This is a genomic window from Microcoleus sp. Pol1C5 (assembly GCF_036701115.1).
Taxonomy (GTDB): domain Bacteria; phylum Cyanobacteriota; class Cyanobacteriia; order Cyanobacteriales; family Microcoleaceae; genus Microcoleus.
Genome location: NZ_JAUBQE010000058.1, coordinates 1 through 13,545 on the forward strand (window position 1 = coordinate 1; position 13,545 = coordinate 13,545).

At 46.1% G+C, this 13,545-nt stretch carries 9 protein-coding genes and 1 other RNA gene; 2 read left to right on the forward strand and 8 right to left on the reverse strand.

The window, feature by feature from the left end; all coding sequences use genetic code 11:
• Positions 1-384: 384 nt before the first annotated feature.
• Entirely contained in the window at positions 385-2,133 is a 1,749-nt protein-coding gene (locus tag QUA23_RS25790) for an ABC transporter ATP-binding protein (RefSeq protein WP_333076816.1), read from the reverse strand.
• Between the two features lie 523 nt (positions 2,134-2,656).
• Between QUA23_RS25790 and groL the strand changes: the two genes are divergently transcribed.
• Positions 2,657-4,348 (forward strand): chaperonin GroEL, encoded by a 1,692-nt coding sequence (gene groL / locus QUA23_RS25795; RefSeq protein WP_333076817.1) that lies wholly within the window; start codon positions 2,657-2,659, stop codon positions 4,346-4,348.
• Positions 4,349-4,650: 302 nt separating this feature from the next.
• On the opposite strand, the gene QUA23_RS25800 is transcribed toward groL, so the two are convergent.
• The 3 genes from QUA23_RS25800 to QUA23_RS25810 form a co-directional block, all read right to left on the reverse strand.
• A complete protein-coding gene (locus QUA23_RS25800) occupies positions 4,651-4,908 on the reverse strand; it encodes a DUF2811 domain-containing protein (protein ID WP_050813024.1) in 258 nt (85 codons plus the stop codon).
• Positions 4,909-5,413: 505 nt separating this feature from the next.
• Entirely contained in the window at positions 5,414-5,575 is a 162-nt protein-coding gene (locus QUA23_RS25805; RefSeq protein WP_333076818.1) for a hypothetical protein, read from the reverse strand.
• Between the two features lie 137 nt (positions 5,576-5,712).
• Positions 5,713-6,372, reverse strand: a complete 660-nt coding sequence (locus QUA23_RS25810) for a class I SAM-dependent methyltransferase (RefSeq protein WP_333076820.1) — start codon at positions 6,370-6,372, stop codon at positions 5,713-5,715.
• Positions 6,373-7,035: 663 nt separating this feature from the next.
• Between QUA23_RS25810 and QUA23_RS25815 the strand changes: the two genes are divergently transcribed.
• Positions 7,036-9,081: a sensor histidine kinase gene (locus QUA23_RS25815; protein WP_333076822.1), complete on the forward strand. Its 2,046-nt coding sequence runs from the start codon at positions 7,036-7,038 to the stop codon at positions 9,079-9,081.
• A gap of 31 nt (positions 9,082-9,112) precedes the next feature.
• Here the strand turns inward: QUA23_RS25815 and QUA23_RS25820 are convergent, their stop codons facing one another.
• The 4 genes from QUA23_RS25820 to corA form a co-directional block, all read right to left on the reverse strand.
• Positions 9,113-10,369, reverse strand: a complete 1,257-nt coding sequence (locus QUA23_RS25820) for a Gfo/Idh/MocA family oxidoreductase (RefSeq protein WP_333076823.1) — start codon at positions 10,367-10,369, stop codon at positions 9,113-9,115.
• A gap of 89 nt (positions 10,370-10,458) precedes the next feature.
• Positions 10,459-11,166, reverse strand: coding sequence for a ribonuclease III (gene rnc, locus QUA23_RS25825; RefSeq protein WP_333076824.1), 708 nt, complete (start codon positions 11,164-11,166; stop codon positions 10,459-10,461).
• Between the two features lie 374 nt (positions 11,167-11,540).
• Positions 11,541-11,974: RNase P RNA component class A (gene rnpB / locus QUA23_RS25830), an RNA gene on the reverse strand.
• A 318-nt stretch (positions 11,975-12,292) separates the two neighbouring features.
• Positions 12,293-13,480 (reverse strand): magnesium/cobalt transporter CorA, encoded by a 1,188-nt coding sequence (gene corA / locus QUA23_RS25835; protein ID WP_333076826.1) that lies wholly within the window; start codon positions 13,478-13,480, stop codon positions 12,293-12,295.
• Positions 13,481-13,545: the final 65 nt, after the last annotated feature.

The window sequence follows — 13,545 nt, forward strand, 5'->3', positions numbered from 1 at the left end:
CTCATGTTCAGTCCCGAAAAAAAGATATTTTACCATCTCTTCCTACTCTTTATTTTATTTTTCGGAGATGTCTATTCCAAGAACAAGAAGAAATTCCCTTGAGTAATGTAGCTAATTAAAATCGGGGGCAATGAATCTGGTGGCTTTTTTATCAGCCAAAGGCTATGATGAGCGGTGCAGGTAGTGGGATAAATTTCAACCCTAACTTTCCTAGTTAAGTAGGTGGTTACAAATAAACATTAGATGGAGCGGGCTGGTTTAACCGGGAGCTATACTAGCAGCCAGTTTATTCTGACAAACCCAGCTATTCTCGTCACCAGTTTATTTGCACCTACCTATTTATCTAGGGTCTAACTCTAGATAACTCAAAGTATCGGTCACTGGTCAGTGCAGCAATTCCTCTAATTTTTGCTGGTTCCACAAATACTGATAAAGCCCTGTTTCCCCTACCAATTCAAGGTGAGTGCCGCTCTGAACTATTTCTCCTCTCTCCATCACAAAAATGCGATCGGCACTAGCCGCTGCCGACATTTGATGCGAGATAAAAATTACCGTTTTGCGATCGGTTCCCGTTGCCAAGTTTCGCAAAATGTCGGTAGCAGTTTGATTGTCAACGCTGGAAAGAGCGTCATCCAAAATTAACACCGGGGCGTCAACTAACAAAGCGCGAGCAAGTGCCGTCCGCTGCCGCTGTCCGCCGGATAAAGTAATGCCGCGCTCGCCGACAACTGTTTTGTACTGCTGCGGAAAGTTGAGGATTTCGGCGTGAATTTGCGCTTGTTTTGCGGCGGCTTCAATCTCCGGCTGTTCCGCTAAAGGGTTTCCGTAGCGGATGTTATTCTTGATGGTAGTGCCGAACAGAAAACTTTCTTGCGGAACGTAGGCGATCGCCCCGCGCAATTGGGTCAATTTTACCTCGGTAATATCCTGTCCGTCTAAAAATAACTGACCCGGAGCGATGTCCAGCAGTCTGGGCAGCGCATTAGCTAAAGTTGATTTTCCCGAGCCGATCGCCCCCACAATTGCGACAGTTTCGCCCGGTTTTATGGTAAAATCAACATCTTTAAGTGCGGGTGTCTTAGCACCGGGATAAGTATAATTTAGATGGCGGGCCACAACTTCGCCTTTGACTGGAGTTGGCAGTTCAACTGCACTGACAGCATCCTTAATTTGCGGTTCCACAGTCAGAATTGATTCAATGCGATCGACACTCACTTCTCCCCGCTGGTAAGCAGTAATTGTGAAACCCAACAGGGCCGTCGGAAACACCAAACGCTCGACATAAATCAGCAACGCCACAAAATCGCCAATGCTAATTTGACCATTAGCAATTGCCCCGCCACCAGCAGAAAGCAGCACCAACAAACTGATGCTTGCCAAACCGCCCAGCAGCGGAAAAATAAAGTTTCTAGTTTTTGCTAATTCCAAATTTGCTGATAGCAACTGTGCGTTGGAATTGCGAAAAGCTCGGCGTTCGTTTTCTTCTTGAGCGTAAATTTTAATTACGGAAATCCCGCTCATATCCTCCTGAATCAAATCGCTCATCGCCGACAATTCCTCTTGCACGGCTAACTGTTGGATGCGAAGTTTGTCGCTAAATAACTGCACCAAAACTAACATTAAAGGATAAACGGCGATCGCCAACAGCGTCAGCCGTACATTAATCCCCAGCATCACCGGCAAAGTCAAAGCATAAGCAAATGCCGTATTCGCCAAACTCAGCACCGCAAACCCCACCAAGCGCCGAATATTGTCCAAATCGGAAGTAGCGCGGTTAATTAAATCCCCTACCGTATTGGCGGCAAAATAAGACGGTTCTAATGTTAATAAATGATTAAATATTTGCTGTTTGAGGTCAAATTCGACTTGACGCCCGACGCCAAACAGCAAAATCCGCGACGCCATCCGAATTACCCACATAATTGAGGCGAGGATCAGAATTAGTGCCACGAAGTTGAAAACTTGGTCAAATTTAGTCGCAACTTGGAGAGTGTCAACTGCATTCCGAATCAGCAGGGGAATGTAAACGCCCACAGCATTGACAACTAATAGCGAAAAAACGCCCCAGAAGGTGGGCTTCCAGTGCGGGCGCATATAAGAGCCGAGTTTTTGCAGTCGAGAATAACGAGCCATTTGTTAGTGCGTAATTTGAGATTAATTGAGGAAAGGAAGAAGGTTCGGCAACGGATTTTGTAACGGATGTAACGGATGGATGCTGAAGGAAGAAGGAGTCTTCCCCAAGGTTTTCAGCAATTAACAACGTCCTAATAGTTTTGGCTGTTGTGTTGCTATAGAAGGTAGAAGTTTGAAAAAATAATAGAAGCTCTATCGAAAGGTAGATGACCGAAAACACAAGTTAAGAAATTTTTAATAAAAATTCTGCTTTGGGATAACGTGCCATCAAAATTAGGTTTTGGTATTAACTAAAACCTGATTATATCGATATGTAACAAACCCCATTATATCTGTGGGAACACGAGATCTGTGGGGACACGGCAATGCCCTGTCCTTAGCCACCCGGAACGATCGCCCAAATCTCCAATCCGTCCCCCCAATCCCCCACACCGTCGAGGCGCGCTACAATCAAAAATCGATCGACTTAGCACTCAGACTCAGAGAGTGCTAAATTTGCTAATGTAAGCGATTGGAGACAAACATGACCAAAATAGTTGCATTTAGCGACAAATCTCGCCGGGCACTAGAACGCGGCGTCAATCAACTCGCCGATGCTGTCCGCATCACCTTGGGCCCGAAAGGCCGGAACGTCCTATTGGAAAAGAAATACGGCAGTCCCCAAATTGTTAACGACGGTATCACCGTTGCTAGGGAGATCGAACTCGAAGACCCCCTGGAAAATGCTGGCGCTCGCTTAATTCAAGAAGTCGCCTCCAAAACTAAAGATATCGCAGGCGACGGCACAACAACCGCAACGGTTATAGCTCAATCCCTCATTCGCGAAGGTTTGAAGAATGTCGCAGCAGGCGCAAACCCAGTCGCGCTGCGCCGGGGTATTGAAAAAACGATCGCCCACTTGGTGCTGGAAATCGAGAAATTGGCCAAACCCGTCGAAGGAAGCGCCATTGCTCAAGTCGCCACTGTCTCCGCCGGTAACGACGAAGAAGTCGGCGCCATGATTGCCCAAGCAATGGAAAAAGTCACGAAAGACGGCGTAATTACTGTTGAAGAGTCAAAATCTCTGACAACGGAATTGGAAGTTGTCGAAGGGATGCAGTACGATCGCGGATATCTTTCTCCGTATTTCGTCACTAACGGCGATCGCATGGAAGTTGAGTACGAAAACGCTCGCATCCTGATTACCGACAAAAAAATTAGCTCTATTCAAGAACTAATTCCAGTTCTCGAAAAAATCGCCCGCACAGGTCAACCGCTGCTAATTATCGCCGAAGATATTGAAGGCGAAGCTTTGGCAACTCTGGTAGTCAACAAAGCCCGCGGCGTATTGAACATCGCAGCAACGAAATCTCCAGGTTTTGGGGAGCGGCGCAAAGCTATGCTTCAAGATATCGCCGTGCTCACAGGCGGTCAACTGATTTCTGAAGAAGTCGGACTCAGCATCGATACCGCAACCCTAGAAATGCTCGGTACCGCCCGCAAAATTACGATCGACAAAGAAAACACGATCATTGTTGCTGGCGAAGAACACAAAGCTGACGTGCTAAAACGGATCGAGCAAATCCGCAAGCAGCTAGAAGCGACGGATTCCGACTACGACAAGGAAAAGCTAACCGAACGCATCGCCAAACTCGCCGGCGGCATCGCTGTAATTAAAGTCGGCGCAGCTACCGAAACCGAGCTCAAAGACCGTAAACTGCGTATTGAAGACGCTCTGAACGCTACTAAAGCTGCTGTGGAAGAAGGTATCGTTGCCGGAGGTGGCACGACCCTAATTCACCTGATTACAAAAATAGATGCGATCGCACATACTTTGGACACCGAAGAACAAGTAGGCGCTGACTTGGTGAAGAAAGCTTTGGAAGCACCTTTGCGTCAAATCGCTGATAATGCCGGCGTTGAAGGTTCCATCGTCATCGAACGAGTGCGGGCGAGCGAGTTCAACATTGGCTACAACGCTCTCACCGACGTGTACGAAGATATGATTGCCGCCGGGATTATTGACCCGGCCAAGGTGGTGCGATCGGCTTTGCAAAATGCCGGTTCCATCGCTGGTATGGTGCTGACCACTGAAGCTGTGATTGTCGAAAAACCCGAGAAGAAAAAAGCCGGCGGCGACATGGGCGACATGGGCGGCATGGGCGGCATGGGCGGCATGGGCGGCATGGGCGGCATGGGCGGCATGGGCGGCATGGGCGGCATGGGCATGATGTAGTCTTCAGCCATTTGTTTGTAGTCTGTAGAGTGCGCTATGGATGTAAACAAGCGCATCTTATGTACTACCCGTCTAGTGTTTGACGATTAAGGCAGCTTCTCCCCCGGCATCCCCTGATAGTCCGGGGGGACTTGAAGCTATCCAAGTCTCCTTCTTAAGGGAGATGCAATGGGGCTCGACATTAAGCTATAAGCGATAGTTCTCAGGGATTTTAAGCTGAAGTTGCCACCTATGCAGTGCGCGCCCTCTCGGTCAACTAAAATCCTTCCCAGAAACCGCGTCTCCCCCTCTCCCCCGATCCTTCAAGACGACGGAGTTACATTGTTGCTGTGCAAGTCTTGAGGAGATTGAAACAGAGTTTCGAGATAAACTCTCGCAGCTTGGCGATAACTGCGCGAAGCTTCAGGCGTACCGCTATCGGCATTCTGCAACAAAAACAGCGACAGGGCCGCGCAAAATACTCGGTCTAGATCCCATTCGGGATGGGTTTCCAGGTAAGTTTTGAGAGAATCGTGCAGCGTTTCGGGAATTTCAGCAAAAATACTGACTGTTGGGTTCATCATTTTTTTTAGTCTCGCTAATAAATTGAAAACAGAACCCCCCCTTCGGCCGGATACAGGTGCAGGCACAGCCGAAATCAGAGCGCTTTTTTTTAGGTCGGTCGCATCATTGTGCGCTATGAGGGGGTGGGTTTGTCAATGTTGCAAAATATTACAAAGTCCTTTAGATAAAAAAAAGGTTTACCAAATAATAAGCTTTCCAGGGCATTTATTGTTACATATCTTTATGTGTTGGGGGGGTTTATGAGGAATTAGGCAGCAACTTAAGGAAATCCCCAATTCCGCAGCAAGATGCTACCGTGCCGTTAATTTCTGTGGAAAACTTTGTCGGATCTGTGGAAAACCTCAGACTTGCCTGTGGAAACGCTGTGGAATGTTTAGGGAAAAGTCAGGGAAAAAATAAGAATTGCAAAGGGCATGGGCCATGGGCATGGGACATGGGGCATGGGTAGCAATTAACAAATGAATAACAAATGACTAATGACTGCTGACTACTGATTGCTGACTAATGACTTCCTAAGTGCCACTCTGCCACTTTTTGGCCGATGGTTGCCAATTCTGTCGGTGGCATTTTGTCGAGATTGGCTAAGATAAAGCTCCTGGGATCGATCGACTGAAGTTTTTCCCGGTGGCGCGCTAGGAAATCCCTGTAGGGAAGATCCATCATCGGTGCGGTTGATAGCAGCTTGGTTCTGCCAAAGTTGATCGCCTAATATCCAAACGCCAAAAGTTATCTTTTACTTTTCATGAGGGCTGGTCGTTTATTCAGAAAAATTAATGGGCTGAAAAATCACAAATCCCAACTCATAATTTATCCGCTGGTGGCGAGAACGTACTAGAGCATAACATTGATTTCCAAAGATAGGGACACCGACCAGCAAATTTAAATTTTATGTCGGTGTATCCTTCAGATGTTAATAACTTGGTCAGCGTCTCTACTGAAAAAAATTTAATGTGACCGTTATCCCAAAGAACGGTAAAATGTTTATCTAGTTTGCCAGAAACCGCTAAAGCCAGATTTTTTAAATAGCCGTGATAGGGTGTGGAAATAATTAGTCTTCCTCCCGGATTGAGGCATCTTTTGGCAGTTCTTGCTAGTTCTTTAGGATAAAGCAAATGTTCGATTACTTCAATAGCTAAGACAACATCAAATGAGTTCAGAATATCGGTATTTGGGAGGTCGTAAATATCTGCTTGGATAAACTGACAATCGGGGAAACTTTGACGGGAGATGGCAATTCCGGGCGCAGAAGTGTCAACGCCGACAACTTCGCAGCCGTGCTCTGCGATAACGTGACTGAGGCTGCCATTGCCACAGCCGAGATCCAAAACTCGGAGTTTTGTCTTGCTGGTCTGCTGAAGTGCCGCCAGCATTTCTAATAGGGGAGATATCAAATAAGTGTGATGATATCTCGGGCGGTTGTTTGTGTAATAATACGTATAATTGCTAAAGTTTTTTTTCATCGATTAAGCTATGGAGATTATTGCCGAGACCGCGAATTTACGGAGCGTGGGTACACTGTTTGCACCAAGGTTCCCCACATTAGGGTTGTCAAAGTCGATCGGCAGGTCGATCGTCTCATTCTTTTTGTTTGATCGGTGAATTTTGTCACCGAATCAACCGGATGGCAAAAGAAATCTTTCACAGGGTGCAAAATCTTGCATCACCCATCTCTGGCCCATCTCTCGAAGGCATTCGGAAAAAAAAAGTCCGATCGAGCAAGAATTCTCTCTGTACACTAGCCGGAAACCGAACTTTTTGCCTGTTAATTTGGGGCGAGTGCATCGATGCGATTCTAGCTTCAAGCAACTGCGGTATGTCCACCCGACGCTTTTTGCAGCCTTAAAAATTGGCCCAGGGGCGATCGGATGCCAGTCGCTCCGAGAATTGAGAAGGGAAGTGTGACCGAAATCACAGGCATTTGCCAAATAAATTGCTGAGCATCTTTGGGCCCACACACTTAGAATCGAGATTACTACAGTGGCTTCTATAATTGTGTTTAAATGTTGTTCTGAAGCTGTGTTGTCCAGTCAGCAGAGCACCCTAGACAGATTCATGCTTTCGGTCTGGTTTATTTCACTTTAATGGTCGCTGTTGGGTGTTGCACCTTAATTTAGATATTTCCTATGGTTAAGTTAGGTCAATCCTCCTTTCGCCGTATTTTACTGTCGCGGATTTTGTTGCTCAGCGTACCTGTTCTACTGGTGGGGGAGTATGTTACCTATCGCAAGGCACGCTCGACGCTTCTGGAAACTGCTCGTCAAAACTTGACAGAAAGTGCAGTCAGAAAAGCAGAAACTATTGAACAGTGGGCGAAATCGCTGAAGTCGAATCTGATCGGCGCTTCGGAAAGCTCGATGTTGCAGTCGGTAAATCCGAAGGATTATCAAAAGTTTATCGCCCAATTAGGGCAGCGGTTGCCAGCGCAGGTTGATTGCTTGCAATTGACTAATTTAAAGACAAATCAAGTGATAGCAAGCACTTGCGGGCAGCAGCCGATTCAGTCGCTGCCGGCAAAATTTTGGCCGCCCGTACAGCAGCAGCAAACGCTGCTGGACGACAAGAGCGTTTACATCAGCCTGTCCTTGCCTCAGCAGCGACAGGGGACAGCAAACGATCGGAAGGGGGCTTTGGGGGCTGAGGATTTTCCAGATGCGGGTAAAGAAGGCAGCGATAGCCAAGCGAGTTTGGTGTTGAGCGCTCCTGTTTACATTCGTCGGGGCAATACCCTGCAGTTGAGTTATGCTTTGAGTTTGCAGTCGGCATTGCCTGTGCAAACCAGCGCTCCCAAGGGTTCTTTAGCCGGCTATACGGTGGCGATCGACCAAGATGGGACGATTTTGGCGCACCCGAATATCAACCGCGTGGGCCGCAATATCGCCCAAGAGGCAGATGCCGATCGACTAAAAAGTATTGTCAAAAGGGCGATCGCAGGCGGAACAGCTTTTCTCCATCTATTTTCCTTTGAAAGAAATGGTGTAGAGTTGCTAGCAGGATACGCCGCTATCCCGAGTCCTTCAACTACACAGGAGAACAGCAAGTGGATTATTTTAGCTGTCTCTCGTTTAGATTACGCTCTGTCAGGTTTGGAAGAGATTCAGCAAGTTTTATTTAATTTAATTGTAGGCTTGGTTGCTGCTAGTATCATCGCGACTTTATATCTGTCTCGCGACTTGGCGCGTCCTGTGGAAAAACTAAGAGACTACGCGATGAAAGTAGATACGGAAGCGTCGCAGACAGTGCCCCAAGATTTCCAAATTAGGGAATTTAATCAACTATCAGAAGCACTCAACAGCATGGTGCAGCGCCTCAGATCCTGGGCGAAAGAATTGGAAGTCGCAACCAAAGAAGCGCAAGTTGCCAATCAATTAAAAAATGAATTTTTGGGGAATATTTCTCACGAATTGAGAACGCCACTCAACGGGATTATTGGTTTTATTCAAATTGTGCGGGACGGCTACTGCGATGACCGAGATGAAGAAATGGAATTTTTACAGCGGGCCCACGACTCGTCAATGCAATTGCTCAATATCATTAATGATATTTTGGACATTGCTAAAATAGAATCCGGCACGTTCTCGATGATGTTAGAAGTAGTTGACATTACTCAGGTACTTGAAGACGCGATTGAGTTGCAAGCGACTCAAATAGAGGAAAAAGGCTTGAAGTTAAGTTTGCCACAGCCTCACGATCCGATTATTGTTCATGCCGATCCAGAGAAGCTAAAACAGGTGTTTTTAAATGTTTTGAGCAATGCCGTTAAGTTTACAGAATCGGGCAGCATTAATATATCTGTGCGGCTAGAATCGAGGAATAATTCTGGTAGTTTTAACGGCAGTGGGGAAAGTACGACGGGTCCCAGCGGTCAAAGCGATTGGGTGGTGGTGACAATTAAAGATACGGGAATTGGTATTGATCCCGAGCACCAGCAGAAATTGTTTCAACCTTTTGTGATGGCTGATGGTTCTACAACTCGCAGGTTTGGCGGTAACGGTTTGGGCTTGGCTATCTCGCGAAGGATAATGGAATCTATGATCGGAAGCATTACCCTGCACAGCGCGGGCGTGAATCAAGGTACTACGGTGATGATTTCTTTGCCTGTCAATCAGCAGTCAAGTTTTTATTTTCACAGCCCGGACTTAGTAACGGAAAAGGGAAATTTCAAAAGTTGAGGAGTAATTTTCCCAATCTAAAATCTAAAATCTAAAATGGTATTAGGGGCTGTCCGCCGAGTTCGAGGGATTTGCTCAAAGTGCTGAGAATGCGGATTAATTCGACGGAGGCCGCGCCCGAAGAGGTAAGACAGGGGGTATTTGTTTGCACGCAGTTGAGGAAGCGATCGCACACTCGCCTCAGCGGTTCTACTTGTTCTAAACTCAACACTTCGCGGTGTCTGATGCTTGTTGGCTGCGGCGCGATCCTCTTCGTTGGCGTAGCCCCCGTAGGGGCGGGCTTCGCTAACGCACTTTCAAAAGAGTTATTCTCTTCGCCTCCCCAATCAGGATTGCCACGCTGCACAATCAGGGGAGTTTCTGGCGACATTTCATCAAAAATCAAGGTTCCCAAACTCCCAACAACTGTTAAGCGCCGTTGTTTGTCGGGATTTAGCCAGCACAGATGAATAAATGCTTGAAATCCGTCGGGATAGGTAAGCGTTACCCAAACTAAATCTGCTAGTTTTTCGGCAGGATTAATAGTCAACGGTACAGGAGCAAATTGATTTTCAATTTCTGCTGCTTCTTGATTTATTCCTTCTTCCCTCTTCCTTATTCCTTCTTCCTCCTTCCTTCTTCCTCCTTCCTTATTCCTTCTTCCCTCTTCCTTCTTCCCTCTTCCTTCTTCCTTCTTCCTTCTTCCTTCTTCCTTCGGAAATACAGTACCCATCGCCCTTACTTCAATTGGCGTTTGTTCCAGCCAAGTATTGAAAATAGCGATATCGTGAACGGCCAAGTCCCAAAGGGCATCAACGTCATGGCGCACGGGTTCAAAATGGGTGCGCTGGGCGTAACCGTAGCGCAATTTTCCGAGTTGATGCTGTTGAATAATTCTTTGGCCTCGATCGACTGCTGGATGAAACAGATAAGTGTGGTCAACGAAGAGTTGCCGCTGCTGTTTTTCGGCTAATTGGCAGAGTTCTATGGCTTCAGTGAGGTTGAGGGCGAGGGGTTTTTCTGCTAAGACGTGGTAGCCTTGTTGCAGCGCTGCTGCTGCGAGGGTGTAGTGTGTGGAAGCAGGAGTAGCGATCGCCACAGCTTGCAGTCCCGGCAAGGCTTGCACTTGAGACCAATCGGTAGCTAGAATCACCGAGGCATCAAGATTAAACTGTTTTTGAACGGTCGCCAATGAATCTCGATTCGGGTCTACCACCGCTAAAACTTCGCTGTTGGGATGTTCCAGAAAGTTGCGAATTAAGTTAACTCCCCAGCGACCTGCACCCAATACAGCTATTCCGATTTTCATTGATTATAATTTCAAAAATCGCACAGGAATTATAGCATATTTTGTTATTATTATCTATGTTTCAACTCAAAAAAATCACTGTTGACTGACTACTGACTATTAACTAATTTATTAAAAGCTGCCTGAGCCGCTGCTTGTTCGGCCGCTTTGATCGATCGACCTTTTCCCTCTGCTACCAACTTTCCCTGAATGAGAACTTCTGCAGTAAAACGATCCTCTCCGCCCTGCACTGTCCCGGTTTCTTGGACGCTATATTTGGGCAAAGTTTTGTATTTGCCTTGAGTCAACTCTTGGAGAGCAGCTTTGTAGTTTTGGCGAGCAGGATCACTGCGGATTTCTGTTGCTAAGCGTTGAAAGTGAGAATCTAGCCAAGGGCGAATTAATTCTAAGCTCTGGGTACTCAAATAAAGCGCAGCCAGTACCGCTTCCAAAGCATCTGCCAGCCGAGGCTCAGCGCCTGTTTTGTCCGAGGCGGCACTGCTGGAAACAATTAAATAGCGATCGAACCCGTAACTTTCAGCGATTTTAGCAAGAATGCGATCGCTCACCAATATCGATCGAATAGCAGCAAATTCCCCCACTGTACAGTCGGGATAAATCTCAAACAACAATTCCGACGCCGCCAGCCGGACAACTGCATCCCCGACAAACTCTAGTTGCTCGTAATTTGCCTTAGCTGACGCGCTCGCATGAGTCAAAGCTAAATCGAGGAGATGCCATTTTATCGCATCATTCTTTGGCAGTCCCAATTTTTGAATTAATGTTTCAAGTTGCTTTTGGCGACCCGGATAAATCATACCATTTTAGATTTTAGATTTTAGATTTTAGATTTTATAATTAATTGCGGATGACGGATGACTATCCGGGCTGGGAGCTTGTCTAAAGTTGCATATTTCTTTGAAAAATGTCTCAAATTCATATCACTAAAAAGCTTTTTATTAAAAAACTAAATAGTCCTTCGGGTGCTTATATTCCGCTCTGTCAAGGTGGTGACTAAGTGCCTCAAACGCTGGAAATCTCTGCTTCTGGCGATCGATAAATGTTCTTTACTTGATAGATTATTAGCAATAAATAACATATCAAGAATAAAGCTCAACGGTTACGATGACGCAAACACCTTAACTACACCTTGACCAATCTGCCCCTAAGCACCTTACCAAAATTTGGGTGGGGAAAAAGTCGGACATAAGCCGGGTTCTGTTCTCTCAACTGCAAGCAGTTTTCGAGGGCAGTTATCTATCTGGGGCGCCTGTTACCAGACGCCTCAAGCGGTACCAAAAAACGGAACTGGTAAAAAACCAACCATAGTTCCTCCGACCTTGCTCCCAACTGGGGTTTACCGAGCCAGCACCTCTCGATGCTGCTGGTGCGCTCTTACCGCACCTTTGCACCCTTACCAAATTAGTTTTTGCTTCCCAGTCAAAAATCCTCAGTTACTTACTAATGACCAATGACTGCTGACTAATGACTAATTGGCGGTATCTTTCTGTGGCACTATCCTCACGATCGCTCGCACTGGGCGTTACCCAGCAAGTTTGGTTTTTCGGGAGCCCGGACTTTCCTCAGACAAGCTTTCGCTAATCCGCAACCGCCTGCGCCTACTTTTTCCCCAGATTTATTGTACGCGATCGTTCGTCAATCAATTTGGGATTTGAGATAGAGGATTTTAACTTGTCGCCCGCTTAATTTGGACATTTGTGTTTATTCAAACTCTTGTACGGTCGGCCCGAAAGCCCGCCCAACAATTAAATTGCCATGCAAATCCCCTTAAATTCACTCACGGATGAATCAGGGGGCTGAAAAGTTGGGAATTATGATGCAAGGATTTATGGCACGGATTCCACTAGGGGCAGGAAACCTTTTTACCTAACATAATTTTTAATTATTCAATCTTCAATCCCAAATCTCAAATCTTCAATTCAGTTACTTTAATGAGTCATCTTTGATAGTAGAAAAATTATCAAACCAGCCACGCCGCCAGAAGAAGTAAACTAAACCAGAGGCAATCGCTAGCATAGTTGCCCAACAAAGCGGATAGCCAAAATACCAATTTAGTTCCGGCATATTCCAGGGCGATTTCTCTGTATTGAAATTCATCCCGTATACTCCCGCAACAAAAGTTAGAGGAATAAATATACTCGAAATCACCGTCAGCAACTTCATGATTTCATTCATTTTATTACCAACCGAAGACAAGTAAACATCCATCAAACCCGAAGACAACTCTCGATAGGTTTCGACCATATCCATCACCTGCACCGTGTGATCGTAACAGTCGCGCAGGTAAATTCGCACTTCGGGACTAATCAAATCACTGCCATCTCGAATCAAAACATTAATTGCATCCCGCTGCGGCCAGATGGCGCGCCGCAGAGTCAGCAATTCTCGCCGGATTTTATAGATTTTTTCTAGGGTTTTGCGGGTAGGGTGCACCACCACTTCATCCTCTAGTTCTTCAATGCGCTCTCCGTACATTTCTAATACTGGGAAGAATCCATCTATTATCGAATCTAACAGAGTATAAGCCAGATAATCTGCTCCATGTTTGCGAATCATTCCTTGTCCTTTACGAATGCGATCGCGCACGGGACCAAAACAATCATAGTCCGGTTCTTCCTGAACAGTTAGCAGGTAATGCTTGCCCAAAATCAAACTTACTTGTTCTTTATGAAAAGTCTCTAATTCTGGATGGAGCATCACCATCCAAGCAATGATTAAAATGTGTTCTTCATAGTCTACTACTTTCGGTCGCTGGGGAACATTAACTACATCTTCCTGAGCCATTAGGTGTAAATTAAACACTTCGCCCATTTGTCGCCAAGTTTCTTTGTTTCCCAATCCCAACATATCAACCCAAGAAACAGATGCTGTATCTAAATACGCAGCAGCTTCTTGAGGATTTGCCAAGTGGGCGCGAGTTGCGGCTGTTTCGCCATAGTCAATTAATACAATCTCCGGAGGCGGCGCATCGGGTTCTAAGTCGAGAGTTCCCGGCGGAGCCCCCGGATCGTCATAAAAATAGTCAACATAGGAATCATCATCATCATCATCATCTTCTTCTTTAATTTGTTTTGCAACGGGACTAGAAGTATGTATGCTTTTGTATACCATGCTAATATTCCTAAGTTTAGAACCTTTAATTAGATTATCATTTTTCTGGTGCAACTACCAATTAC

What these genes read in the sequence shown, in the direction of transcription:
- QUA23_RS25820 (WP_333076823.1), bottom strand. Translation starts at nt 10,369, where the DNA reads ATGAAAATCGGAATAGCTGTATTGGGTGCAGGTCGCTGGGGAGTTAAC.
- QUA23_RS25800 (WP_050813024.1), bottom strand. Translation starts at nt 4,908, where the DNA reads ATGAACCCAACAGTCAGTATTTTTGCTGAAATTCCCGAAACGCTGCAC.
- QUA23_RS25790 (WP_333076816.1), bottom strand. Translation starts at nt 2,133, where the DNA reads ATGGCTCGTTATTCTCGACTGCAAAAACTCGGCTCTTATATGCGCCCG.
- QUA23_RS25805 (WP_333076818.1), bottom strand. Translation starts at nt 5,575, where the DNA reads ATGATGGATCTTCCCTACAGGGATTTCCTAGCGCGCCACCGGGAAAAA.
- QUA23_RS25810 (WP_333076820.1), bottom strand. Translation starts at nt 6,372, where the DNA reads ATGAAAAAAAACTTTAGCAATTATACGTATTATTACACAAACAACCGC.
- corA (WP_333076826.1), bottom strand. Translation starts at nt 13,480, where the DNA reads ATGGTATACAAAAGCATACATACTTCTAGTCCCGTTGCAAAACAAATT.
- groL (WP_333076817.1), top strand. Translation starts at nt 2,657, where the DNA reads ATGACCAAAATAGTTGCATTTAGCGACAAATCTCGCCGGGCACTAGAA.
- QUA23_RS25815 (WP_333076822.1), top strand. Translation starts at nt 7,036, where the DNA reads ATGGTTAAGTTAGGTCAATCCTCCTTTCGCCGTATTTTACTGTCGCGG.
- rnc (WP_333076824.1), bottom strand. Translation starts at nt 11,166, where the DNA reads ATGATTTATCCGGGTCGCCAAAAGCAACTTGAAACATTAATTCAAAAA.